This is a genomic window from Burkholderia sp. BCC1998 (genome assembly GCF_905339875.1).
GTDB lineage: Bacteria > Pseudomonadota > Gammaproteobacteria > Burkholderiales > Burkholderiaceae > Burkholderia.
In genome coordinates, this window is sequence record NZ_CAJPHE010000032.1 from 26617 (window position 1) to 50328 (window position 23712).

The 23712-nt window shown below is 64.7% G+C and carries 20 protein-coding genes and 1 pseudogene; 7 read left to right on the forward strand and 14 right to left on the reverse strand.

The window, feature by feature from the left end:
- Nucleotides 1-13: 13 nt before the first annotated feature.
- Genes U5A56_RS33995 through U5A56_RS34005 form a run of 3 tightly spaced genes read right to left on the reverse strand, consistent with a single transcriptional unit; the run spans nucleotide 14 to nucleotide 3658 of the window.
- A complete protein-coding gene (locus U5A56_RS33995) occupies nucleotides 14-1135 on the reverse strand; it encodes an aromatic ring-hydroxylating oxygenase subunit alpha (protein ID WP_044846491.1) in 1122 nt (373 codons plus the stop codon).
- A complete protein-coding gene (locus tag U5A56_RS34000; protein WP_321926917.1) occupies nucleotides 1129-2709 on the reverse strand; it encodes a GH3 family domain-containing protein in 1581 nt (526 codons plus the stop codon). Before U5A56_RS34000 ends, U5A56_RS33995 begins: the two co-directional genes overlap by 7 nt.
- Nucleotides 2710-2722: 13 nt before the next feature.
- Nucleotides 2723-3658 carry a fatty acid desaturase gene (locus tag U5A56_RS34005; RefSeq protein WP_321926918.1) on the reverse strand — a complete coding sequence of 312 codons (936 nt, stop codon included), beginning with the start codon at nucleotides 3656-3658 and terminating at the stop codon, nucleotides 2723-2725.
- 113 nt (nucleotides 3659-3771) lie between these two features.
- On the opposite strand from U5A56_RS34005, the gene U5A56_RS34010 reads away from it, so the two are divergent.
- Nucleotides 3772-4656, forward strand: a complete 885-nt coding sequence (locus U5A56_RS34010) for a metal-dependent hydrolase (protein ID WP_063927848.1) — start codon at nucleotides 3772-3774, stop codon at nucleotides 4654-4656.
- Nucleotides 4653-5573 carry a hypothetical protein gene (locus U5A56_RS34015; RefSeq protein WP_321926919.1) on the forward strand — a complete coding sequence of 307 codons (921 nt, stop codon included), beginning with the start codon at nucleotides 4653-4655 and terminating at the stop codon, nucleotides 5571-5573. Before U5A56_RS34010 ends, U5A56_RS34015 begins: the two co-directional genes overlap by 4 nt.
- Here the strand turns inward: U5A56_RS34015 and U5A56_RS34020 are convergent.
- Together U5A56_RS34020 and U5A56_RS34025 are read right to left on the reverse strand one after the other, a co-directional pair.
- Complete coding sequence (locus tag U5A56_RS34020; RefSeq protein ID WP_321926920.1) at nucleotides 5561-6679, reverse strand: hypothetical protein; 1119 nt, start codon at nucleotides 6677-6679, stop codon at nucleotides 5561-5563. The two genes, U5A56_RS34015 and U5A56_RS34020, sit on opposite strands and share 13 nt — an antisense overlap.
- Complete coding sequence (locus U5A56_RS34025; protein WP_235879180.1) at nucleotides 6672-7361, reverse strand: hypothetical protein; 690 nt, start codon at nucleotides 7359-7361, stop codon at nucleotides 6672-6674. Before U5A56_RS34025 ends, U5A56_RS34020 begins: the two co-directional genes overlap by 8 nt.
- On the opposite strand from U5A56_RS34025, the gene U5A56_RS34030 reads away from it, so the two are divergent.
- Complete coding sequence (locus tag U5A56_RS34030) at nucleotides 7360-8919, forward strand: fatty acid desaturase family protein (RefSeq protein WP_321926922.1); 1560 nt, start codon at nucleotides 7360-7362, stop codon at nucleotides 8917-8919. The genes U5A56_RS34025 and U5A56_RS34030 overlap by 2 nt on opposite strands.
- A 327-nt stretch (nucleotides 8920-9246) precedes the next feature.
- Nucleotides 9247-9615, forward strand: coding sequence for a cobalamin-dependent protein (locus U5A56_RS34035; protein ID WP_321926955.1), 369 nt, complete (start codon nucleotides 9247-9249; stop codon nucleotides 9613-9615).
- A 165-nt stretch (nucleotides 9616-9780) separates the two neighbouring features.
- Here U5A56_RS34035 and U5A56_RS34040 read toward each other — a convergent pair whose 3' ends face one another.
- Nucleotides 9781-10728, reverse strand: coding sequence for a 2-dehydropantoate 2-reductase (locus U5A56_RS34040; RefSeq protein WP_321926924.1), 948 nt, complete (start codon nucleotides 10726-10728; stop codon nucleotides 9781-9783).
- A 10-nt stretch (nucleotides 10729-10738) separates the two neighbouring features.
- A pseudogene (locus tag U5A56_RS37240) lies at nucleotides 10739-10858 on the reverse strand (salicylaldehyde dehydrogenase); the annotation flags it as partial.
- 406 nt (nucleotides 10859-11264) lie between these two features.
- Here U5A56_RS37240 and U5A56_RS34050 point away from each other — a divergent pair.
- On the forward strand, nucleotides 11265-12176 hold the full coding sequence (locus U5A56_RS34050; RefSeq protein WP_321822403.1) for a LysR family transcriptional regulator: 912 nt from the start codon (nucleotides 11265-11267) through the stop codon (nucleotides 12174-12176).
- 126 nt (nucleotides 12177-12302) lie between these two features.
- On the opposite strand, the gene U5A56_RS34055 is transcribed toward U5A56_RS34050, so the two are convergent.
- Both U5A56_RS34055 and U5A56_RS34060 read right to left on the reverse strand, forming a co-directional pair.
- Nucleotides 12303-14027 (reverse strand): ATP-binding protein, encoded by a 1725-nt coding sequence (locus U5A56_RS34055; RefSeq protein ID WP_321926928.1) that lies wholly within the window; start codon nucleotides 14025-14027, stop codon nucleotides 12303-12305.
- Nucleotides 14028-14734: 707 nt separating this feature from the next.
- Nucleotides 14735-15685, reverse strand: a complete 951-nt coding sequence (locus tag U5A56_RS34060; RefSeq protein WP_321926930.1) for a helix-turn-helix domain-containing protein — start codon at nucleotides 15683-15685, stop codon at nucleotides 14735-14737.
- A 265-nt stretch (nucleotides 15686-15950) separates the two neighbouring features.
- On the opposite strand from U5A56_RS34060, the gene U5A56_RS34065 reads away from it, so the two are divergent.
- Nucleotides 15951-17438, forward strand: coding sequence for an NAD-dependent phenylacetaldehyde dehydrogenase (locus tag U5A56_RS34065; protein WP_321926932.1), 1488 nt, complete (start codon nucleotides 15951-15953; stop codon nucleotides 17436-17438).
- A gap of 72 nt (nucleotides 17439-17510) precedes the next feature.
- Here U5A56_RS34065 and U5A56_RS34070 read toward each other — a convergent pair whose 3' ends face one another.
- From U5A56_RS34070 to U5A56_RS34090, 5 genes are all read right to left on the reverse strand, one after another.
- Nucleotides 17511-18602, reverse strand: a complete 1092-nt coding sequence (locus U5A56_RS34070; protein ID WP_321926934.1) for a porin — start codon at nucleotides 18600-18602, stop codon at nucleotides 17511-17513.
- Between the two features lie 220 nt (nucleotides 18603-18822).
- On the reverse strand, nucleotides 18823-19545 hold the full coding sequence (locus tag U5A56_RS34075; protein WP_321926935.1) for an SDR family NAD(P)-dependent oxidoreductase: 723 nt from the start codon (nucleotides 19543-19545) through the stop codon (nucleotides 18823-18825).
- Nucleotides 19523-20644, reverse strand: a complete 1122-nt coding sequence (locus tag U5A56_RS34080; protein WP_321926937.1) for a 2,3-butanediol dehydrogenase — start codon at nucleotides 20642-20644, stop codon at nucleotides 19523-19525. The genes U5A56_RS34075 and U5A56_RS34080 overlap by 23 nt, the downstream gene beginning before the upstream one ends.
- A gap of 1 nt (nucleotide 20645) precedes the next feature.
- Complete coding sequence (locus tag U5A56_RS34085) at nucleotides 20646-21956, reverse strand: MFS transporter (protein ID WP_321926939.1); 1311 nt, start codon at nucleotides 21954-21956, stop codon at nucleotides 20646-20648.
- 18 nt (nucleotides 21957-21974) lie between these two features.
- Nucleotides 21975-22508, reverse strand: coding sequence for a 2,4'-dihydroxyacetophenone dioxygenase family protein (locus U5A56_RS34090; protein ID WP_044846474.1), 534 nt, complete (start codon nucleotides 22506-22508; stop codon nucleotides 21975-21977).
- A gap of 191 nt (nucleotides 22509-22699) precedes the next feature.
- Here U5A56_RS34090 and U5A56_RS34095 point away from each other — a divergent pair, with 191 nt between their 5' ends.
- Entirely contained in the window at nucleotides 22700-23662 is a 963-nt protein-coding gene (locus U5A56_RS34095) for a helix-turn-helix domain-containing protein (RefSeq protein ID WP_321926941.1), read from the forward strand.
- Nucleotides 23663-23712 lie beyond the last annotated feature (50 nt).

Below are 23712 nucleotides of genomic sequence, written 5' to 3' on the forward strand. Positions count from 1 at the left end.
GCGCCGGTGACGCTCAGATCACGAATTCCATCGGCTTCGTGCCGCATTGCGCATCGGGCAACGGCTCGCCACGCTGCGTCGCGGCCAACAACCGACCGATCGCAATGTGGACCACATCGGCGCGCACGCTCGACGGCGTGAAGCCTGCGGCGTTGTCGAGTCCCTCGCGGTGCGCTCGCATGATTCGCACGTCTTGCTGGATCACGGAATGCGTGTAGAGGTGCAGCAGCGGTTTCAGCGCGCGCAGCACCGCAGCCGGCAAGGAAAAGCGATAGGCGATGTATGTATAGACACGCGATCGACGCGTGTCGAGCGGCGTGATCTGGCTGATGATCAGAAAACTCGAACGGCTACCCCAGTGATAGTCGCACCGTGTGACGTTCGGTGCATAAAAATGATCGGTATGCCGAAGCGGTTCCCTGGACGGATTGGTCAGCCAGTCCAGCATGCCGATCTTGTCGCCATCATCGTGATACGTGACCTCGACGCTCTGCTGCTTCAGTTCGACGGTCGCCCGTAGTCGCCGCCCAGTGGATGAGCGAAAGATCCGGTCGTGCACGAACACCGTATGCGGGACGTCCATGAAGTTCTCGACCAGCGCACCGAGATCGCCATCGAACGTATTGACCATGTAGTACGACTGCCACGGCCGTTCGCCGTGGTGTGGCATGTCGAACGGCCGCTTCAGCGCTGGATCACCTCGCCCGCGATAGACCCAGACGAGGCCGTGCCGAGTCAGCACCGGCAACCTGCGCTGACGATATGGGTAGGTCGTACCGGTCGATTCGGCGCTTGCGCCGTCGATGCTGGGAATTCGGGTGACGCTGCCGTGCTGGTCGTAATGCCAGCCGTGATACGGACAGACGAGGCAGCCGTCGATGACTTTCCCGGCCGACAACCGGGTGCCGCGATGCACGCATTGGTCGACGAGCGCGACGATCTCGCCGTCTGCCGCCCGGAATAGCACGATGCCGAGGCCGAGTACGCGCGTGCCGAACGGTTTGTCCCGCTTGACCTCGGCTTCGGTGCCCGCGACGTACCATTGCTCGACGAGCGCGCCGAAGGCTTCGCCATCGGCGTCCGGCTCGGATTCGTCGCACGGGGGGCACGTTGATGCGATCGATATGTTCAACATGAGCACGCGTCCTCGATGAATGCGCGGAGTGCGTCCGCCACGGCGGGCTTGGCCACCAGTGCGCGGGGTTTGACGTCGCCAGCCCGGATGCCAGCACGCTCGTGGGCTCGCTGGACGAGATCCGCCAGCTGGGCGGCACCCCCGGGTATACGAACCACGCGCAACGGGCCAAGCTGGCCGACCGTGCGTGCGTGTCGGTAGTGAAAAGCGCGGGCGAGAGCCTGTTCCAGCGCATCACGCAAGGCGGCGACATCCTGCGTACCGCTTGCAAGCAACAGCAGGTAATGGGGCGGATCCGCGTCTGCGCACGGAATCACGCAACCTTCATCGCCCGGTTGCAGCACCTCGGAAAGCGACGCAGCCAGATAGGCTTCGTCCAGCTTTTCACCGACCAGATCGCTTTGCGTGCCAGCCCGCCCGACGAAGGCCACGCATGGCGTTCGTCCCGCATATCCGGTCACACGGACCCGATCGCCGAGCCGATAGCGGTACAGGCCGCCTCCGGTCGTCACGACGACCTCGACCGTATCGCCCGGCTTCAGTTCTTCCACGCCTATCGCGGTTCCATCGTCGAGCAGGAACTCCAGGAAGTGGCTGCAGACGGCGAGGGGACGGCCGGCCATATCGCCGAACGGCAGGCTGACCACCGCCTCGGTGGAAAACAAGCCTTTCGGAAGCCATGCGGCCTGCGGAAACAAGGTGCGGGCATGTGCGGCGTAGTGCTTGCTTGGACCGTCCATCCAGCAACTCACTGCCGCGAGCTGCGGCCACAGCCGGCTGCAGTGGCCATCGTCGAGTGCGCGCCGCAGCGCTGCCGTACGGTTCGACGGCAGCGAATCGAACAGGAAGGTGAGCGTATCGCGGCGTTGCGGTTCGGCTTCGTCGAACAGCGGACGAAGCAGACTGGTCAGGAAGGTCGGGCTCCATACGCTGATGAAGGCCAGATCATCAGCGGCGATCAGCGCGCGCAACGTTTCGTTGCGCCACGCCCGACCGTCACCCGATAGCGATGGTGCGACGAGCGTCGGCAGCAGATCGACGAGCGGGCTGTCGGCCAGGTATTCGAGATCGCTGTCCGATCCGATCATGATGCCGTTGGGAGCGCGTTCGCGCGCGTGCATTGGAGGTGACATCGACCAGTACGCGCGCCCGGCCGCGACGCCGGGCACGGCGCGATGCAGATCGGAGAGCCAGACGATCAGCGCGAACTGCAATTCTTCGAGAAAGGCCGGCGTATAGGGAATGAGCTTTTGCTGCTCGCTGCCGCCGCTCGTGCGCTCGAAGAAGCGTGGCGCTTGCGCGGTCAGGATCGGAGCGGACTCCTTGAGTGCACGATCGATCCATCGGGACATGCCGGCGTAGGGGGCCACCGGCACGCGCTCGCGAAATTGTGCCGGATCTGCGATATCGGCAAACCCGTTGGCAATGCCGAACGTCGTGTTCCGATTCGCGGCGAGCAAGCGTGACAGATAGGCCGCCTGCGCGTCGCCCGGCGCATCGAGCGCGCTGAGCCACGCGCGACGGAAGGGTTCTGCTGCCGCGCCAAACGTGGCCCACGCATCCTGTGCACGCACGTGCGTCCTCTCGTCAGAAATAGGTCTTTTCGAGCTGTGTCGGATCGCTGGGCAAACGCCGGGGCGCCTCGAACACATGCAGCCAACCGTACCACAGCGGTCGCGTCTCCGCTGCGTCGGAGCATGCATGAAGCTCCTGCCAGCGCAGGCTCGGATGCCGGTGATGCGTCAGGTTGTAGTTGAAGTTGAGGAACGCCCAGCGGATCAGTGTGGGGGCACGCATGTTGTATGTGCCCTCGACAACGTCGAGCGGCGTGTGCATGTGATACACCCATTGGAGCGACGACCACGAAAACGCGAATGCGAGGTAGGCAATCGCGATGTCGAGCACGCGCCAGTCCAGCAATGCACCCAGTGCAATCCACGCGGCCATGGCTGCGAGGGTTTCGTATCGAATTCGTCGAAAGTCGGCCTGGTCGAAGTCCCTGAACGCAGCCGCATACGTGTTGTCGTGTCCGTACTTCGCCCAACCATGCGGGATGCGACTCGGAAGCACGGCCAGGACGAAGCTGCCCGCGAAACTCGCCAACCAAATGCCGCCGACGATCGCCACGTAGTATTCGATTCGCTTGCGCCACAGCGAAACGTCCGGCTCGACGAAGTCCACCCGCTCCGCAGGCGTTCGATTCCGCACGTGGTGACCGAGATGATTCACGTGGATCAGCGTTGCTGCGGCGCCGAACATCGTCGATGCCCACCACATCATCAAGTAGTTGATTTCCCCGCGCCGATGCCCGAAACCGTGGAATGTTTCGTGCATCATCGAAAACACACCTTGCATGATCAGGCAGAACGGTACGAGCGACACCCAGCGCAAGGGGCTCGTACCATGCGACAGCCACGTCAGGATGCCGGCCCATGCAACGCTCTGCAGCGCGAGCACGCAGAGATTCAGCCGATCGAACCGTCGCGAACGATTATCTATGGCGCTTGCATTGGCAACGAACATACAATTCGGACATGGATGGTGGCGGCGACGCAGAGCATACCTTCGATCGCCATCATCGAACAATACGCCCGCCTGCGCTGACCCTGCGCGTTACGCCACGATCGGCCACGACCATGTACGCCAAACGAACCGACGATTCAACGCATGAACGCCGCAACGACGCGGCAGACATCCGTCGGCGCAATCCGCGTTTTTGCTTCGCCGACCACATTCCGCGCTATTGGTATCGTGACAACCGCCGCGTGACGCGCTTTTTCGACGCGTTCTCGATCATGTTTCCGCTTGGCGAGAAGTTCTTTGTCGATAGCGTGAGGCAGTACTGCGACGCGCTGCCGGCCGACGGCACGCTCGCCGCGCAAGTGGATGCTTTCCTGTACCAGGAAGCCGCTCATATCCGCGAGCACCGCGCGTATAACCGGCGCCTGGCTCGCCAGGGCATGCCGGTCGACGCACTCGAGGCGCTCATGCGGAGACGGCAGCAACAATGCCGGCGTGTCGCTTCGCCGCTGCTTCAATTGACCTTCACGGCATGTCTTGAGCACTACACGGCCATTCTGGCCGATCTGCTATTGCGCGATCCGGCCATTCTCGACGGCGTCGACCCGTCGATGGCCGCGATCTGGCGGTGGCATGCGATAGAGGAAACCGAACACAAGGCCGTCGCGTTCGACGTATTTCGCGCTTGCGGCGGCGGCGCGATCAAGCGCTATTTCATGCGGACGGCGGCGATGCTCGGCGTTACGGCATGCTTCGTCGTCGATCTGGGCTATTTCATCGTCCGTCTCGCGCGTGCCGACCGCGACGCCGGCAATTGGCGAAGCTGGGCACAGCTTGGCTGGTGGCTGTTCGGCGCGCCGGGCATCGTTACCCGCGTGCTGCCTGCGTGGCTGGCATGGTTCTCGCCGCGTTTTCACCCTGCCCGAATCGGGAATCCAGCCACGCTGGCTGCTGCCCGCGCGGCGCTCGCTGCCGATGGCGTGACAACGGAGCCGGCATGAGCGCACGGTGTCCGGCATGGTCGCCGTCCGGCTTCGACGAGTGGCGGCAACACTACCCGTTGACGCCGTTCGAACCGGCGCCCGCAGCACTCGACTGGACCGGGCGCTTCATCGAATGTTGGCACGCACATGGCGCTCACGCATTCCCGGACACCGTCATCGTGCTGGTTGCGGGACTCTATTCCGAATGGATACCTGCCTGCTTCGGGCATGCTGCGCGGGCGTTGCGTGCCGCGCGGTACTCAGTCCTTCGTGTGCCGGTCCGCTCGTCGCGCGCCGTTGCCGAGCAGGGCGCGCATATCGTGCGCAACCTGTATGCGCGCTTGCCCGCTGATCGCCGTTTTATCGTCCTTACCCATAGCAAGGGCGGGCTCGATGCATTGGCGGCTCTGCATGCGGATTCAGGGCTTCGTGCTCGCTGCGACGGTATCGCACTCGTTCAGCCGCCCGTCGGCCCGAGTGCGATCGTCGATGGCCTGCTCGAGCAACGGGGGGCGCGCATCGATCCCGCATGGTTGGGTCGAGCCGCCGGGAGATTGCTGCGCACACGCTGGCTGCATGCAGGCTCGCGCGATATCGGCAGCGGGCGCGACGCGGGCATCGCGAATCTGTTGTCTGCGGTGCCCGGTGGCCTGCACTGTGTGCATGTCGTGAGCTGGTCGATAGAACGCACGTCCCGGTTCGACGCACATCACTCACGCCTCGACCGCTACCGTCCCGGTTGTGCGCATGACGGACAGTTCTACCTCGATCACCAGACGATTCGCGGCATGCCCCAAGTGTGCGTGCCGCATCTCGACCATGGCCAGCCTGTACTCGGCGGCGCCGGCTTCGATGCGGGGCGTTTCTGGCTTGCACTCGTTGCGCTCCTGAACGACACGCGAGCGCCTGCGGTCGCGAGCGGTCAGACGAGATAGATTTCGAATCCCGGGATCGCTTCGGTGCCGCCCGGATCAAGTGCGCTCGCGCCGGGCGTGGATAGCGTGTATAGATCCATCGGCAGTGCGGTGTACCGATAGCCGTGCAAGGCGGGCCATAGCGGGTCGTGATCGTACAGGCAAAGCTGCAGCAACGCATAGCGGCTCCGCTCTCGTTGCCAGACCGCATTGAGCAGTGCCTGTGCGATGTCCGGGTTGCGTCCGCTCACATGCAGATGAGTCAGGTAGATGTCCTGAAGCGGCTGGCCGGGTGCTGCGATGGGAGGGCGTCCGAGCAACGGCGCGATGGCGTTGAAGCCGTGACGCAGCGCACCGAGCGAGCGCGGCAGACGTTCCAGCACGATGCGCTTGATACGTCCTGCGTCCCACGGAGCAACGCAGCCCACGATACGCCGCTGCGCGTTATGTGCGACCAGAAAGCGCTCGATTCCAAAGTCGGGCCAGACGTTCAGGCGGCGCGCGAATTCGTCCGCCGTAAAGACGCAACCGAAGGGTTGGGAACGCGACTCCAGGTCCAGAAATGCGCGGAGCGCGTCGGCGTCGGCGGCCGACGCGTTCGTGATCCTGACGGAGCCGGCGCTCCGCGCAGCGATACGCCGCGCATAGATCGACACGTTACTGTAGCCGCGCCAATGTCGAAATCCGAGCCGGGTCCGCTTGCCTGTCTTGAATAGCGATTGCGTTGCGATCCTGTTGTCGCGAATGACGCAGCAGTACGTATGCTGCACATCTTCGTGCCGGGCGAGATCAGCGAGGCGATCGACGACATAGTCGACCCACGTGTGCGCCAGTTCGCGATCGGGTGCGATGCGCAAGTCGCCGAGGTAAGCGATGCGCTGTTTCTCGCCGGCGATGTAGCCGTCGCGAACGACCATGCTGGCTATTCCCTTGACGCGCCCGGCGCTGTCCTCCGCGAGCCAGGTTCGATAGTCGTTCGAATGACACCGATGCAGTGCGGAGTAATCCGGCGAGCGATCGAAGCGAAGCGGCATCCCGCTTAGCATCGCGTAACGTGTTTGAAACGCGAGGAGCCGTTCGTTGTCGACCGCTGTGGCTAGCCGGATCCGCGTCATCGGCTCATTCACCGGTGAAGATTCGTCTTGCCATCGGGCGCAGGTTTTCCGGCGTCAGTTCACACAGGCAGGCGAGCTCGTTGCCGCATGCGTATTCTGGATTGCGCTCCAGAAAATAGGCGACATCCGGCAGCCGTCGATGCACGTCCGGCACTTCGGCGAGGGCTGGGGCGAGGCGGCCTTGCGGTACCGGAAACTTGAGCACGCCGGACGCGGCGTCGTATGCGTGCCCGAAGCGCTCAACTGCCAGATGATCGAGCAGTGCCTGATTCACGGGCTCAGTCGGTCGGTCGAATCGCGGGGTGAAGTCATGCGCGAACGCTCGCAAGTAGCGGTACGTACGATGCCCTTTGCAGATCAGAAACCAGTATAGTGCCACGTCGGGCGAGTTGCGTTTGAGCTCACCTGCGAGTCGAATCCAGCAAAACGCGAGTTGCTGGCTGCCCCAGCAGGCCGGATCCACGATCGTGTCGCCGGAAAACAGGATGCGCAGTGTGGTGTCGCACCACTGCTGTTCATATAGTTTCAATGTGGAGAAGCCGCGCAGCTTGCCGGTGTCATCGCGCATGATGACGCAATGTGTCTTGTCGTCGAGATCGTGTTCGAAACGTGCCTGTTCCGTATCCCGGTAACAGGTCGAGTAGAGCGCGTACATATGTGCAACGTCGACGTCGCGCAGCTGCGCACGTGTCATGGAACTGGCTCGAAGCGGCATAGCGTCGTTATTCATGCGAGCTGAAACGATTTATCATGATACGCGATTGAGCCGCTCCTTTTTTCACATGCGCGCCATACCTCCTGTTTCCGCCTCCTATATACCGTCAGCGTTCGACGCGTGGCGCTGGCTCGCAATCTATGTCGTCGTGTCGGGTGCGCTGTACTTCTGGGTCACACACGCGCCGATGGCACCCGTGGCGCTGTTGCGTCCGGGGCCGTACGATGCGGTCATTCCGCGCGTGTCCGCCAGCGTGCCGCTTTATTTGAGTTACGCGCTCGTGATGCCGTCGATCGTCTGGTTCGGCCGATGCCGAAATTGGCTGCTGCCCGCGTTTTTCGCAGGTGCGCTTGCCGCAGGCCTGTGCATCGTCAGTCATCTGCTATGGCCGACTGCCGTGAGCCGGTCGCCGGCTGCGTCAGGATGGATCGCGTGGCTGTATCGGATCGACGCGCCACTCGCCGCGAGTCCATGCGGGCATGTTGCGCTGCCTGTGGCTGTAACCGTGGTATTGGCTGCGCTACGTGTCCGTGCAGCGCGCTATTACGCTGCGTGGAGCGCAATGCTGGCGCTCACGGTTTTGACGACCGGGCAGCATCTGATCGCGGACATGCTCGCGGGACTCGCACTCGGTATTGGCGTTGGCGGTGCGACGACCGTGCTCATTCGTCTCGACGTTGACCTGCGTACGGCCGCCGCATTGTTGCTTGAATGGCTATGTATCGTAGTTACGCTGCGAGTTGCGTTATCGGTGGGGCATTGGGGAGGCTACCTCGTCGCTGCCGTTGTTGTCGCGACCCGGCAACACGCGTTATTCATTCTGTATCACGACGCGACACACTATCATTTGACCCGCCGCCGTTTCGCGAACGACTTTCTGATCAACCTGGCAATCGGCGTACCGGGACTCGTGCCCATCGAGTTTTATCGCCCGCTGCATCTCGCACACCATCGTCACGTCGGGACTTCGGAAGATCCAGAGCGGAATTATCTGTACCACGCGCAGCCATGGAAATTCGAGCCACTCGACACACTCCCGCTCGTCCGGCAACTGCTCGGTGATTTGTTCCTGGTCAACATGGTGAAAAACATGCGCGCATACCGGCGTGCGAACGGGCGTGGTGCGTCCATGTCACTGCCGCTGCTTACGGCGATAGCGACTTGGGGCATCCTGCTCGTGCCGCTCCTGCATGCAGGCACAGTACGCGAACTGTTGACGCTTGCGGCGCTTTGGTTCGTTCCTCTTGTGACAATTGGGGCGCTGGTGCAGAAGATCCGTAGTATTGCAGAGCACAGCGGCGGGCCGGGTGTCACGGCTGGCTGGAATGACTGGACTTATTCGTGGCGCATCGGGTTACTGGGCCGCTTCTTTATCTGGCCGTACAACATCAACTATCACCAACAGCATCATCGCGAACCCGGCGTGGCGTGGCATCGCTTGCCCGGATTGCGTGCGTCTGACGAGCCGGTTCTGTCTTCGCGGCAATTGCTTGCATTGCTCTGGTCGGGTGCTTCGCGCCGTGGTAGTCAAAGATAGAAAAAATCCCTTCCACGACGCGATGAAGTTTCCTATCGGTCCTGGAGCGAAAGAACGGCTCGACCCGTCGCGATCCGTCTGACGCGTGCCGCGCAACCATTGCACACGGATTGCGTCATGAGGTTCCACCGCTGCCCGGCAGATAGTCGAAAGTGATCGACGTGTTGCACACATTCAATGCGGCGATCCGAGCGTCGTCAGCGACGCGCTGAAGCGCATTCCGAACCCGCCCGTACACGCGGCCGTGTCGGTCAGCTCGCTCGCCGGCATCACCGGTTCGGCGTCGACCGCCTGGCAAAACGCGCGGGACGCAGGCCGCGCATCGCGATCGCCAAGCTCGGCCAGGACGGACACGACCGCGGTGCGGCCGTCGTCGCAGCCGCGCTCGAGGACGCCGGATTCGACGTACTGCGCCTGCCGCTGTTTCAGCAGCCGGCATCCGTGGTGGCAGCCGCGCAGGCGCATGGCGCCGATATTGTGGGTATTTCGTCGTTGTCCGGCGCCCACCTCGAGCTCGTCGAAGGGCTGCTCGACGAACTGGCATTGCATCGCGCCCGGATTCCGGTGGTGTTGGGCGGCATCTTTCCGGCCACGGATATTCGCCATCTGAAGGCGAAGGGCGTCGCGGCGACGTTCGGGCCCGGCACACCGCTCGATGCGATCGCGCAAGCGCTGTGCGCATGTCTCGACGCATGAGTCGTTCCTCGAGAAGTTCAGGGTGCGGTCAGAACGAGGTCTAGAGGAACGGGTGATCGTCGCCGATGCGCCGATTTGCGTGACGCTCCGCACCGCGGCCAGCTGCGTGGATGGGTCGACGGACGGACGCTTCGACGAAGCGCCTGGCGGCAACCGCCAGGCGCTTCAGTGTCGAGCCGTCGCGCCGCCCGACTGACGTGTACGCGCGTCGACGAGCCTGACGAGGCAGGCCAGGCTGTTCGTATACGGCACCTCCACCCCGGCCTTGCGAGCGGCCTCGACCACCGCGCCATTGATCGCTTCGATCTCGGTACGCCGGCCGGCCAGCACGTCCTGCAGCATCGATGGCCGATGCGTACGATGATGGGCGAGCGCATCGCGCACATTCGACGCCACGTGCGCTTCACTTGCCGAAATGCCGAGTGCACGCGCGACGGCCATCACCTCCGAGACGATCTTCAGCGCCAGCTCTTCGCCGTCTGGAGTATTCGTCAATTCGCCGACCGTGCATTGCGTCACGGCACACAGACTGTTGAGGGCGGCGTTGAATGCAACCTTCTCCCAAATCGCGGCCCAGACGTCGGGATCGACATGGCACGAGAGGCCGGCGTCATTCAACGCATGCACGGTCTGTTCGAGCGCGCTCGTATGCGTGCCGTTCGCGTTCATCAGCCGGATCGTGCCCTGGCCATGCGAGCTGACGGCGCCAGGCTCCGACTTGTCGGCGGGCCACGTGGTCACGCCGACCATGACCCGGTCGGGCGAGACGGACCGGGCGAGCCGTTCGGCGTTCCCCAGGCCGTTCTGCAACGACAGGATGACGGTGTCAGGGCCGAGTACGGCGCTTGCGGCAGCGAGTGCGGCGGTCGTATGCATCGTCTTCGTGAAGACGATGACGACGTCGACGGGCTTGCCGGCCTCCTCCGGCCTCAGCACGACGAGATTGCGCACGATTTGCTCGCCGGAATCGGTCGAAAGCCGCAGGCCGTGGCTGCGAATCGATGCGAGATGAGCGTCGTCGATATCGAGCAGGCTGACCGAATGCCCCGCAAGCGCGAGGCGGCCGCCAAAGAACGAACCCATCGCGCCGGCACCCAGAATGGCGATCTGCATGGCGTGCTCCTCAGAACGGATCGTGGTGGAGAGTGCTCTGCAGGGTAATCCCCCGCAAGTCGGTGAATTCCGCGACACCCGCGCGGCCGCCGAAGCACCGGAAGCCGCTGCCCCGCTTGAGCGGGCCGAATCCCGACCAGATCGGGAATGCGCGGGCCGCGGCGTCCACCGCTGCGTCGGCATCCTCGACGCCGTCGTCGGCGGGCGCGCGCGACGCTACCTCACCGTCGATGAGCATCGACACTGTCTTCATCGTTTGTCTCCTGGATTTCTTCGACGCCGATGTCCTCGGCGAGACGGGCTTCACTCGGCGCGTGCAGCGCGAAGGCGACCGACATGCGCTCTTGCGACCGACATGCGCTCTCACCCGGACCGGGCGCAAGCGCGCGCGGCGGAAACTGCCGGGGCGCATAGCGGCGGGAGGCTGAGCTCCATTGAAGTCTCCTGTCGTTCAGTTCGGTTCTGGTGAACGCATTATCGAAACATCAGGAAGAATCCGAAATTGCCGATTTCACAAAAAGGCATTACCTTCAGGCATGACTTTCAATCTCCAGCAGCTTCACGCATTCGTCACGATCGCCTCGGCCGGTAGTCTCGGGCGCGCGGCCGAGACCTTGCACGTCACCCAACCGGCCTTGAGCCGCGCGATCCGCCGGCTCGAAGACGAGGTGGGCGCCCCTTTATTCGAGCGTCATACGCGCGGCATGCACCTGACGGCGGTGGGGGAGGCGCTGCTGCCGCACGCGATTCTGTTGCAGCGCGAGGCGGAGCAGGCGCGTGAAGAGATCGACGCGATGCGCGGGCTCGCACGCGGGACGATTCGCTGCGGTGCGGTGGGCAGCATCGCGAGCCTCGTGCTGCCGCTCGCCGTGAGCGGCGTGTTGCAGAAGTGGCCCAATTTGCGCGTTCACGTCATCGAGGGCGTCTGGGATCGTCTTGCCGAGGCGCTGGTGCAGCGCGAAATCGATCTCGCACTCAGCATGGTGATGCCCGACACCGAGGAGATCGTCGCGATCGAGGACTGTCGCTGGGAGGACAACAGCTACGTGGTCGCGGCGCTCGATCACCCGTTGCGGGCAAAGCCGGGGATCACGCTGGCCGATACGCTGGATCAGCAGTGGGCGATCCCGCCGCGCGGCACCGCGCCGTTCGAGCACATGCAGCAGGTGTTCGTCGCAAACGGGCTCGGCTTGCCGAACGTCGTGGTCGAAACCCGATCGATCACCGTGCTGAAGAGTCTCGTCGCCCGATCCGGTTTTCTGAGCTGGATGGCCGAACCGATGTACGTGACGGAGAGCAAGGCGGGGGTGTTCGATACGCTCGAATTGCCGGGGGTGGTCGGGCGGCGCACGTTGACCGCATTTCGGCGTCGGCACGGTTTGTTGCCGAGTCCCGCCGTCAAGCTGCTCGAACAGTTGCGGCAATTGACGGCTGAACCGCGCGAGTGAATGCGGTGCTTCTTCGATGCGCTTCGAGAGAAAACGGTCGGCGCCGACCGTGAACTGCTCATTTAGCAAACCTGATTTTCCATCTGCTCCGCTTCTCGCGAGGCAAGGTTTCGTGGTGGCCGTGCATCAGGTGGCAATATTTGTCGGCGAGACACCCGGCAACGTCAGGATGAACGTGCAGCCTTCGCCCGGGCGGGTATGCAAATCGATGTTGCCGCCATAGCGCTTGGCGATCGTCTTCACGAAAGCCAGCCCGAGACCGGCGCCCGAAGGGTAACGAGGCGGTTCGACTTGCAGGCGTTGAAATGGCTCGAACAGACGTTGTTGGGCTTCGGCCGATATGCCGGGCCCGTGGTCGGCAACGGAAATGGCGTAGCCATGTTCGACGCCGGTCAGGCGCACGGTTACCGTCGCATTGCCAGGACTGAACTTGATGGCATTGCTCACGAGATTGACGACCGCGCGCATCAGCAGGAAGGGTTCCACGCGTGCGATGCAGATCTCGTCCCCGACGTTTACGTCGAGCCGGATGCCGCGCGCTTGAGCGAGTGCCCACAGTTCGTCGATCGCATCGAGTACCACGCTGCCGATATCCGTTTCCACCAGTGACCAGGTCGGTGCTTCGGCGCGCGCCAGCAGAACGAAGTCGTCGGCCAGTGCCAGCGTACGGCGCGCGTACGCGGCAATTCGATCGAGCAGGTCCTTGGCGGGCGGGGCCGGTTCAGCGGCTCGCTGAAGATCGATCAACGCGAGAATCGATGCCTGAGGCGAGCGCATGTCGTGGGAAATGAAGTGCAGCCATGCCTCCCGGCGCCGCTCCGCCAGGCGAATCTTCGTCACGTCGAGCACGAACCCGATCGTTCGCTGGGTCACGCCGTCTTCATGCTGCGGATAGGCGGTGGACTGAACCCATCGAATCTCGCCGTTGGGCTGAATGACGCGATACTCGACGCGATAATCCCTGCCGAACGAATTGAATTCCTCCGCGGTCCGAGTGACCTTCATGGCCTTGTCGACGTCGTCCGGATGAATCAACGCGCGAAACTGGTCGATCGAGGTAATCGCCCTCCCGGGAGCGTGGCCCATGATTCGATGCCAGTTCTCGTCGCAGTGCAGTGTGTCCGATGCGATGTCGTAGTCCCAGATTCCCAGTCCGCCGACGCGGGCCGCGATGGCCAGTCTTTCTTCGCTTCGCCGAAGCAGATCGAGCGCCACGCGCTCGCGCGTCACGTCTCTCGAAACACACAGAATGGCGGTCGTTTTTCCATCGGCGTCCAAGATCGGCGTCAGCATGTTGTCCCAGTATTGAACGTCGCGCCCCGGACGCTCGCTGCGCCCGGGAAACCTGCCGAACACACCGTTCCTGGCGGATTCGAGCGCGACATTACCGTCGGGCCACACGTCTTCGGGCAGGAGCGGCAGCCACGGCATACCGAATCCCGAGTCTTCGTCGACGCCCAGCGCCTGGCATCCGGCGCGGTTCATGTGCAGCACGTTGCCTGTCGGCGAAATCAGTTTGATGCAGTCGATGCTGATATTCAGCATGTCTGTCTGTATCGACGTGTGACTCTTCAGTTCGATTTCCTTGGCCTTCAGGTCATGGATATTCGTGCAGGTGCAGAGCCATCCGTCGTCGACACGGTGAAGGTCGACGGTGAACCACTGGTCGATTCCGTGGGAACCCGCCAGCCGGCACTCCAGCGTTTCGTGTACCGAGCCGGGTTGCGCCGCGTGAAGTATCGACTCGGCGGTGCATCGGTGCTCCGGATGGATCAACTCCGTCCATTGGAGTCGATACGTGGCCTCGGCGGAGCGATCCGCGTAGGCAAGCCATGCATCGTTGATGCTCACGACCCGCCCGTTCTCGTCGAAATGGCATGCCGGTGTCCGAAGGACATCGATCAGGCGGGCAATCCTGAGACAGTCTGGGTGTGCGGAGGGTGTTTCGTCGGGCGAAACAACAGGAGATTCCGTCTTCGAACGTGTGGGGGGCGCAAGGTCCGGGCCGTCTACGTTGCATGCGCAAGAAATTTCATTTTCAAGACGAAATCCATTCATGTTTGTTACATTCCATGCATCGCTGACACGCTTCCAGAATGTCAGACATCAAATGATGCATCAATGGGTAGTCAGCACTATGGATTGGCACCGTAGTAGTGCATATTATTTTCGAGTGATGGAATCAGGTGAAGATGCGGAGCTCGTCGGGTGGAAGTTGGGCCTGATTGTGGCGCGTGTTGCACATAGTGTCGGCTTCAAGTGTCGCATTGAATGCTGATCATGTTGAATGACATGTGCGGAGGCCGGACGGGGCGATACGCATGGTGTCGCCGATTTTTTGCAGTAACGGACCGTCGAGCCGACACGCTGGAATCGCAAGTGGACGATCGCATGTGCGTTGGCCGACGTCGTCGAACGGTGCCGGGATGATACGAATGCACTGTGGTCAACGCCGCCCGGCGATGCCAGGCCGTTGATAACGCATATTTCCCCGGAGCACGCGAGCGTCGACCCCGAGATCGTTCATCGAAATCGCTGCAGTTCGCGGTGATCCCGCTTCACGCCTCCGAAATACCGCGACACGCGACGCGATACGCGCCCGGGCTGCATCCGAACCGTGCCTTGAACGCGCGCCCGAAATGCGTGATGTCCGAGAAGCCGCACGCGATCGCCAGCTCTTGCAGGTTGCGGTTGGGATCCGCCGGATCCTCCAGCGCGCGCCTGCTCGCCTGCAGCCGGTATTCCTGGATCAGGCTCTGCGGCGTGCGCCCGGTCGCGGCCAGCGCGCTGTACAACGTGCGCCGCGACACGTTCAGCGCACTCGCGAGCTTGTCCGGCGATAGGTCGGGATCGCTGTAGTGATGCGACAGATGGATTTCCGCATTCATCCGCAGCGTCGCGCTGCGCGCATCGGCGCCGCTCAGCGAATCGCTCGCCTCGCGGCGGATCACCGAATCGAGCAGCATCAGCGTCGACTGCTCGAAGCCGAACAGGCTTTCCGGATCGTTCGGCACCTGCCCGTCCATCAGGTAATGGATCGATTGAAGTGCCAATTGCGCATTGCCGACGGTTCGACGGACCTGCACGCCCGCGCGCTCCACGAACCAGCGCCACATCGTGCCGCTTCTCGGCGGCGTCAATGCCGCGACGAAGCGCGACGCGTTCGCCGATTCGATCATGTACGGCTGCGTCGCATCGTAGATCACCCACTCGCCGGGATTGACCGTCGACGCCGCGTTGCGCTGCGTGACGCGGCTTTGTCCGGCGATCTGGAACAGGATCTTGTAGCAGTCGCTGTCGGCGCGCGACGCGAGCGAGCGGTCGCGATCGACGCGGATCGCGGTGGTGTCGACCTCGGCCATCCGCAGGCCGCCGACCGTGGCAACCCGCACCGACATCCGGAACTGCGGGCCGGTGTCGTGAAAGACCAGCGGCAGGAAGCTGTCCGCGATCAGGTCGCGCAGATTCACATCGCTGTTGCTGGCGTCGACGACGAGTTCGTGTGCCATTGCCGGAAGAGGGAGAGGGCCGGGGAATGCGTCGAGCTTAATGCATTCGGCGTGGACGCGGGGGCGAAACGCAATCATCGTCGGCAGCGGCGACTTTCAGCGTCAACGGTGGTTTCCACAGGGAAACCGTTGCGTCGCACCGATCTGCACGCTGAAGCCAAAAGTGTGCACGCAACGCCGATCCGCGTGCGCGACGCGTCCCTAGAATCGAAGAGCGGCCGGCAAGTCGGGCCTTTCACTCGATTCGAATTCCGGAGGGATACAGATGGCACTCGTACGGATGCTGGACGAAGTCAGCGCGTTTCTCGCGCGCGAACACGGTCACTACATCGACGGCCGGGCGGTAGCCGGCCGCGGCGAGCGGATCGACGTGCGCGATCCGTCGACGCGCACGGTGATCGGCTCCGTCGCGCAGGCGACCGACGACGACGTCGAGGCCGCGGTCGCGTCGTCGCATCGCGCGTTCCGCGGCGAGTGGGCCAGCCTGACGCCGGCCGATCGCGAGCGCATCCTGCTGCGTTTCGCCGACCTGATCGACGCACACGGCGAAGAGATCGCGCAGATCGAAACCGCGCAGTCGGGCAAGCTGATCGGGCTGTCGCGCGTGATCGAAGTCGGCTGGTCGGCTCGCTGGCTGCGCTATTACGCGGGCTGGGCGACGAAGATCGCGGGCGAAACGCTCGCCCCGTCGTTCCCGAGCATGAACGGCGAGCGCTACACGTCGTTCACGCTGCGCGAACCGCTGGGCGTCGTGTTCGGGATCATTCCGTGGAATTTCCCGGTGATGATCCCGGTATGGAAATTCGGCGCGGCGCTCGCGACCGGCAACACGGTGCTCATCAAGTCGTCGGAGTTCACGCCGCTCACGATGCTGCGCATCGCCGAACTGGCGACCGAAGCCGGCCTGCCGCCCGGCACGCTCAACGTGATCAACGGCACGGGCCAGGTCGGCGCGAAGGTGATCCGCGATCCGCGCGTGGCGAAGGTGTCGTTCACGGGGTCGGTGCCGACCGGCCGCATCATCGGCGCGGAGGCCATCAACGCGAACTTCACGCGCTTCACGCTCGAACTGGGCGGCAAGAACGCGGCGGCGTTCCTGCCGGATACGCCGGTTGACAAGATCCTCGACGGCATCGTCGAAGCCGGGTTCCTGCATAGCGGGCAGGTGTGCGCGTCGGCGGAACGCTTCTTCGTGCATCGCGCGAAGTTCGACGAAGTGGTCGAGAAGATGAAGGCGCGCCTGGACAGCTTCCAGCCGGCCGACCCGATGGACGACGCCGGGATGATCGGCCCCGTCTGCAACGAGCCGCAGTTCCGCAAGTGTCTTGACGCGTTCGAACTCGCGCGCACGGAGGGCGATACGATCGTCACCGGCGGCGGCGCGTATGCGCGTGACGGCTTCTACGTGAAGCCGACGATCGTGCTGCCGCGCTCGCTGGAATCGGCTTCGTATCGCAAGGAGATCTTCGGGCCGGTCGGCGCGTTCGTGCCGTTCGACGACGAGGAAGAACTGATCGCGATGATGAACGACACGCCGTTCGGGCTGACCGCGAGCCTGTGGACGAACGACCTGTCGAAGGCGCTGCGCTACGTGCCGCGGATCGAAGCCGGCACCGTGTGGGTGAACATGCACACGCTGGTCGACCCGGCCGTGCCGTTCGGCGGCGCGAAGGGCTCCGGTATCGGACGCGAGTATGGCTCGTCGTTCATCGACGCTTATACCGAGCCGAAATCGGTGACCATTCGCTTCTGACGACATGACCCGCCAACGGAAACCCGCCCGGCATCGACCGGGCGGGCGTTTTCCGTTCAACGCCGACGTCGATCAGAACCGCGTACTGAACCCGATCCGCGCGACCGACTGCAGCGCGCCGCTCGACGCGCCGTTCGCATCCATCACGCCGTTGATCTGCGCGTTGCTGCCGTGGCTTGCACGCTGATGCACGCCCGCGACATACACCATCGTGCGTTTCGACAGCCAGTACTGGACGGCGGCCAGGAGCTGGTGCGCATGCGCGTTGTCGAGCGTGTCGTTGCCCTTCATGTACGTGTAGCTCGCCCCGATCACCCAGACCGGCGACGGATGCCATGCGGCGCCGGCTTCCGCCGACCACGCGCCCGCGCCGTTCCACGCGTTGTGCACGGTCGTGAAGAGCGCCTTCGCCGTGACCGTGCCGAGCGTGTAGTGGGCGCCCGCGCCCCAGTTGCGCACGGTGGTGGCCGGCAGCCCGCCCGCCGCGCCGTACTTCTGGTTCGTATAGGCCGCGCCCGCGCCGAACGGGCCGTTGTCGTAGCTCGCGCCGACGCTGACCGTATTGTTCGCGCCGACCGATCCCGCGACGTTGCCGAAGCCGTACAGCGCGCCGAAGGTCAGGCCCGAGATCGACGCGCTCGTGTACTTCACGGAATTCGCGACGCGGTTGCTGCCCGCGACGCGATCCCAGTCGAATGCGCCGGTCGGGTTGTTCGGCAGCGCGAGCTTGTCGAACGGGCCGTTGCGAAAGCCGTACAGCCCGACGAGATCCTGCGCGATCTCGTTGCCGCTCGCGGCCAGCGCGTCGACCATGAACTCGTACTGGTTGCCGAGCGTCAGCGTGCCGTAGCGGTCGTTCTGCAGCCCGACATAGGCCGTGCGCGCGAACAGGCCGCCGCCGATCATCGATCCGTTCGCGAGCGAGAACTGATTGACGAGCCGGAAGATCGCGCGCGTGCCGGCGCCGAGGTCCTCCTTGCCCTCGAAGCCAAGCAGGTTCGGGAAGAAGATGTTGTCGTCGAATTTCGCGTTGCCGTGGCCGCCTTCGTTGCTCACGTAGCTGAGGCCGGCGTCCAGCAGCCCGAACATCGTCACGCTGCTCTGCGCGAACGATGCGGCCGGAATCGTGCAGGCCGCGAGGGCGAGCAAGGTCTTTTTCGTCATCTCCAAGGTGCTCCTCACATGTCCGGTCTCGCCGGAATATTTTTGATGGGACTACTGATTGATATGAAGATAGTGAAGCGTGCAACGGTCGATCGGGTCGCGCCCGGAAACAGGAGCCGGAAGCAGGAGCCGAAAACGTAAGCCGGAGACAGCGCGCAGGCATTCCGACACGCGGACACCGGCGCACGCCTCCTGCGCCGATGCCCGCGCGCGCCCGGCGCTAGACCGTCGAATACCCGCCGTCCACCGGCACGATCGCACCGGTGACGAACGATGCGCCGGGCGAGCACAGGAACAGGATGACGTCCGCGACCTCGTCGGCCGTGCCCCAGCGCGCGAGCGGCGTGCGATCGAGAATCCGCCGCGACGCCTGCGCGTCGGCCATCAGCCCGCTGCTGAGCGGCGTGTCGATCCAGCCGGGCGCCACGGCGTTCACGCGGATGCCGCGCTCGGCCCACGCCTGCGCGAGCGAACGCGTCAGTTGCGCGATGCCGCCCTTGCTCGCGCTGTATGCGGGGCGATCCTTGCTGCCGAAGTACGTGTACATCGACGCGACGTTGACGATGCTGCCGCCGTTCGCCGAGAGTGCCGGCAGCGCGGCGTCGGACGCCCGCATCACCGACGTCAGGTTCACGTTCAGCACGAGTTCGAACTGGTCCATCCGGTATTCGTCCGCGTGCCGGCTGATGCCGACGCCGTTGACGAGCACGTCGACACGCGACAGCGAGCGGATCAGCCGTGTCAATGCTGCGTCGTCGGTCACGTCGAGCGCCACGCAGCGGATGCCGGGATGCACCGGCGCATGCGGGCCGGCGGCATCGAGCCCGAGCGCGACGACCGACGCGCCCGCTTCCGCGAAACGCCACGCGGTGCGCGCGCCGATGCCCGACGTGCCGCCCGTGACAACGACGGTCTTGCCGTCAAACGACCAGGGGCGGCTCATGTTCGATGCTCCCGACGGTGTGAACAGGGCGCGCATGCCGGCGCGATGGTGCAACCAGGATCTTGATCTGTGCGCGATCGGCGAGCAGCGCGTCGAAGCCGTCGGCGACGGCGTCCTCGAGCGAGACGGTGCGCGTGACGATCGACGTGAGATCGAGCGCGCCCGACCCGATCAGCCGCAGCAGATCTTCGTACACGTGCCGGTAGCCGACGCTCGCCGTGAAGCTCAGCTCGTCATTGACCGCGCGGAACGCATCGAAGCTCGCGTGCGGCATCAGGCCGACCATCACGAGGCGGCCGCCCTTGCGCAGCCCCTGCATCGCCGCCTCGAACGTGGCCGGCAGGCCGGCCGCCTCGAAGCTCACGTCGACGCCGAGCCCGCCCGCCGCTTCGCGGATCGCGTCGCGCAGCACCGGGGCGTCGAGCGAGCGCGCGTCGAACGCGTGCGTCGCGCCGAAGCGCGCAGCCGCCGCGAGCCGCTCGGGCGACACGTCGACCGCGACGATGGTCGTCGCGCCCTGCAGTTTCGCGAGCATGATCAGCAGCAGGCCGATCGGCCCGAGCCCGAACACCGCGCAGGTGTCGCCGAGCCGCAGCTCGCCGCGCCGCAGCGCGTGCAGCGCGACGGCCGCCGGTTCCATCACCGCGGCCTGTTCGAGACTGACGTCGTCGGGCAGGCGGTGCAGCATGTAGGCCGGCACGACCGCGAAATCGGCCATTCCGCCGTCGCCCATCAGGCCGGCGAAGCCCATCGATACGCACAGGTTGTACGACCCCGCGCGGCAATACGCGCACTGGTGGCAGTGATACTCGGGCTCGACCGCCACGCGGTCGCCGGGGACCAGCGTCGTGACGCCCGCGCCGACTTCGACGACGGTGCCGCAGAACTCATGACCGAGCGTCAGCGGCGCGGTGCGGCCGGACAGCGGATGCGGCGCGTCGACGGGAATCGCGTGCGGGCCGTCCGCGTATTCGTGCAGGTCGCTGCCGCAGATGCCGCAATACGCGACCGCGATGCGAACCTCGCCGGGCCCGGCGCGCGGCGTGTCGAGATCGACCAGGCGGATGTCGCGCGGGCCGTGCCATTGAAGTGCGCGCATGTCAGCGTCCTCCGAGGTTTTGCGTATCGAGGTGGGGAGCGGCATCGGCGGGCGCGCGCTTGCGCAGCACCGCGGGTGCGGTTTCGACGAGGCCGAACGACAGCACGCACGCGAGGATCGCGCCGGCGGCCGACGTCCACATCGCGAACTGCAGGCCGTACTTGTCGGCCGCGAAGCCCGCGACGGTCGGCGCGACGAAGCCGCCGATCAGCTCGCCCGCGCCCATGATCAGGCCGAGCGCGCTGGCGATCGCGCGGGGCGGCACCGTTTCGGCCGGGATCGTCGCCATGAACAGCGTGAAGCAGCCGAGGCCGGTGTACGTGACGAACACGAACGCGCCGAGCGCCCAGAGCGAATCGACGTGGATCATCACGACCGGGCACGCGGCGGCGATCAGCGCGAACGCGATCATCGTCGGCTTGCGGCCGATCCGGTCGGAGATCGCCGGCACCGCGAAGCCCCAGAACACCCACGCGGCGCCGAGGCACGTCATCACGACGCCCATGTCGGCCGGGGACAGGTGACGGCTCTCGACGAGGAACACCGGCGCGAACGAGATGATCACGATGAACCACGTGAGGAAGAAGCAGCTGATCAGCACGCAGAGCAGGATGTTGCGCTCCTTCAGCAGCGCCCAGCGGTCGATCGCGGCGCCGCCGGCCGTCTGCGTACCGTGCGTGGCCGCGCCTTCGGCCTGTGCATGCCGTACGCCGCCGGGCGGCACCTCGCGCACCCAGCGCCAGATGCAGAACGCGATCAGGAAGCCGGGCACGCACGACACGTAGAACGCCTCGCGCCAGCCGTAGGCGGTCGCGATGCCGATCACGACGGGCGGGCCGATCATCGCGCCGAGCAGGCCGGCGGCCGAGCCCTGCAGCAGGCCCATGTTCAGCCCGCGGCGGCTCGGCGTCGAGCTCTCGACCATCAGCGATTGCGACAGCGGCAGCACGGGGCCTTCGGCGATGCCCATCAGCGCGCGGAACGCGATCAGGCTCGCGAAGCCGCCGACGAGCCCCGACAGCGCCGAGCATACGGAAAAGCCGAGCACGGCCGCGATCAACAGCGGCTTGCGCGTGCCGCGCGCATCGGACCACGCGCCGGTCGCGGCGCCCGACAGCGCCCACGTGAGCGCGAGCGCGGACGACACCATGCCGAGCTGCGTATTCGACAGGTGCAGCTCGGCCGACATGAACGGGAACAGGAACGACAGCGCGAGGCGGTCGAAGAACACGAAGCCGAACGTCATGAACAGGATCAGCAGCAGCCTGTTCTCGTACGTCCATGCGAGTTTGGGGGAAGGGCGGGATGTCATGGGCGGCCTCGTCGCGCGTCAGCGGAACAGCTTCTCGATCGCGTGCGCGCCGAGGCCGACCTTCTCGTAATGCGCCTTGCACATCGCGATGTACGAATGCACGTCGAAGTAGCCGTCGGGGTTGCCTTCGTCGTCGAGCCAGATCAGCGGGCCCTTGACGATGAAGAACGCGCGCATCGGTTCCGGATGATCGAACGCGACGAGCGTGTGGCCCTCGCCGGGCGTTTCATACACGAAATCGCCGCGCGTCGCGGTCCATTCGTGCTCCAGATAGCCCCACTTGCCGGACAGCGTGTAAGCGAACACCTCGTGCGGGTGGTAGTGCCGGTTCACGAGCCCGGCTTCCTTCGCCATCAGGATGTCGCACCATTTGTTCTGCGACGGCGAGATCCACAGCGGCCGCGACGAAACCGTTTCGGTGAACGGAACGTAATAGCGCGCGTCCTCGGTGGCCGCGTTCGGGATGTACGCTTCCGGCAACGCATCGGGCTTGAACGGATTGGCAATCGGCGCGATGTTTTGCCAGAATTCGGATACGGCTTGGTCGACCACGGTTCGTCTCCTTGTGGTTAGGTGTCGTGGGGTCGACTTTAGCCAGCCGGTGCGCGCCGCTCTTGACTGGGCTGGACGAATTGCTTGATCGGGCCGGACATCGCGGGCCGGACATCGCGCCGCACCTGTAATCACAAGAACCATCCCCCAATCCGTGCCGCTCCGCACGACAGGCGCCCGCAGGAGGCGACGTGACGAATTCGACCGTTCTTTCATGCACGCGCGGCTCGACGGCCGACGTGCCGGTGCGCGACCGCATGGACTACTGGGATGCGTTCAACGCCGCGACGCTGGTCGGCCTGCGCTGCTCGTCGCTGTCGCCGGCCGGGCTCGAGGTCGAGAAGACCGATCTCGCGCTGCCGGGGCTCGGCGTGGCCGACATCAGCGGCCGCGACCACGTGATCGAGCGCAGCCCCGCGCTGGTGCGCCAGTTGCCGAAGGAGTCGCTGTTTGCGTGCCAGATCCTGAGCGGTCGCGCGTATTTCATCCAGCGCGAGCGCTGCCTGCTCGCGGAAGCCGGCGACGTCGTCGTGTACGACACGCGCGTGCCCTATCTGTTCGGATTCCTGACGCCGATGCGGCAATTGCTGATCGATATCCCGATTGCCACGTTCGACGATCGATTCGACGCGGAGCTGGCGGCGCTGCCGTTGCGGATCGCGCCGAAACCGGGCGCGGGCGCGATGCTCGGCGCGACACTGCGCGCGAGCGTCGAGCGCTTCATGAAGGCGCCGGTCGAAGACGACGCCGCGCGCTTCGTCGAACACACGCGCATGCTGGTCGCGGAACTCATCGACGCGGAAGTGAACGGCGCAGGCGCATCGCGCGCGTCGCTGTCGTACCTGCTGACCGCGAAGCAGTACATCGCGACCCGTCTCGGCGATCCGGAGCTCGGGCCGCAGGCGGTCGCCGATGCGGTCGGGCTGTCGTTGCGTCACCTGAGCCGGCTCTTCGCGGCCGAAGGCGAGTCGATCACGCAGCACATCTGGTCCGAGCGGCTGACGCATGCGCATCGCGAGCTGACCGACGCGCGCCTGCGCAAGACGAGCATCGGCGAGATCGCGTTTCGGTGGGGCTTCTCGAGCCAGGCGCACTTCAGCCGTGCGATTCGCGAGCGCTACGGTGCGTCGCCGATGGCGCTGCGCAGCGCTTGACGCTGCGGCAGCCAAACCGATGCCGGTGCGGCGCGTGGCTCACGCGCCGC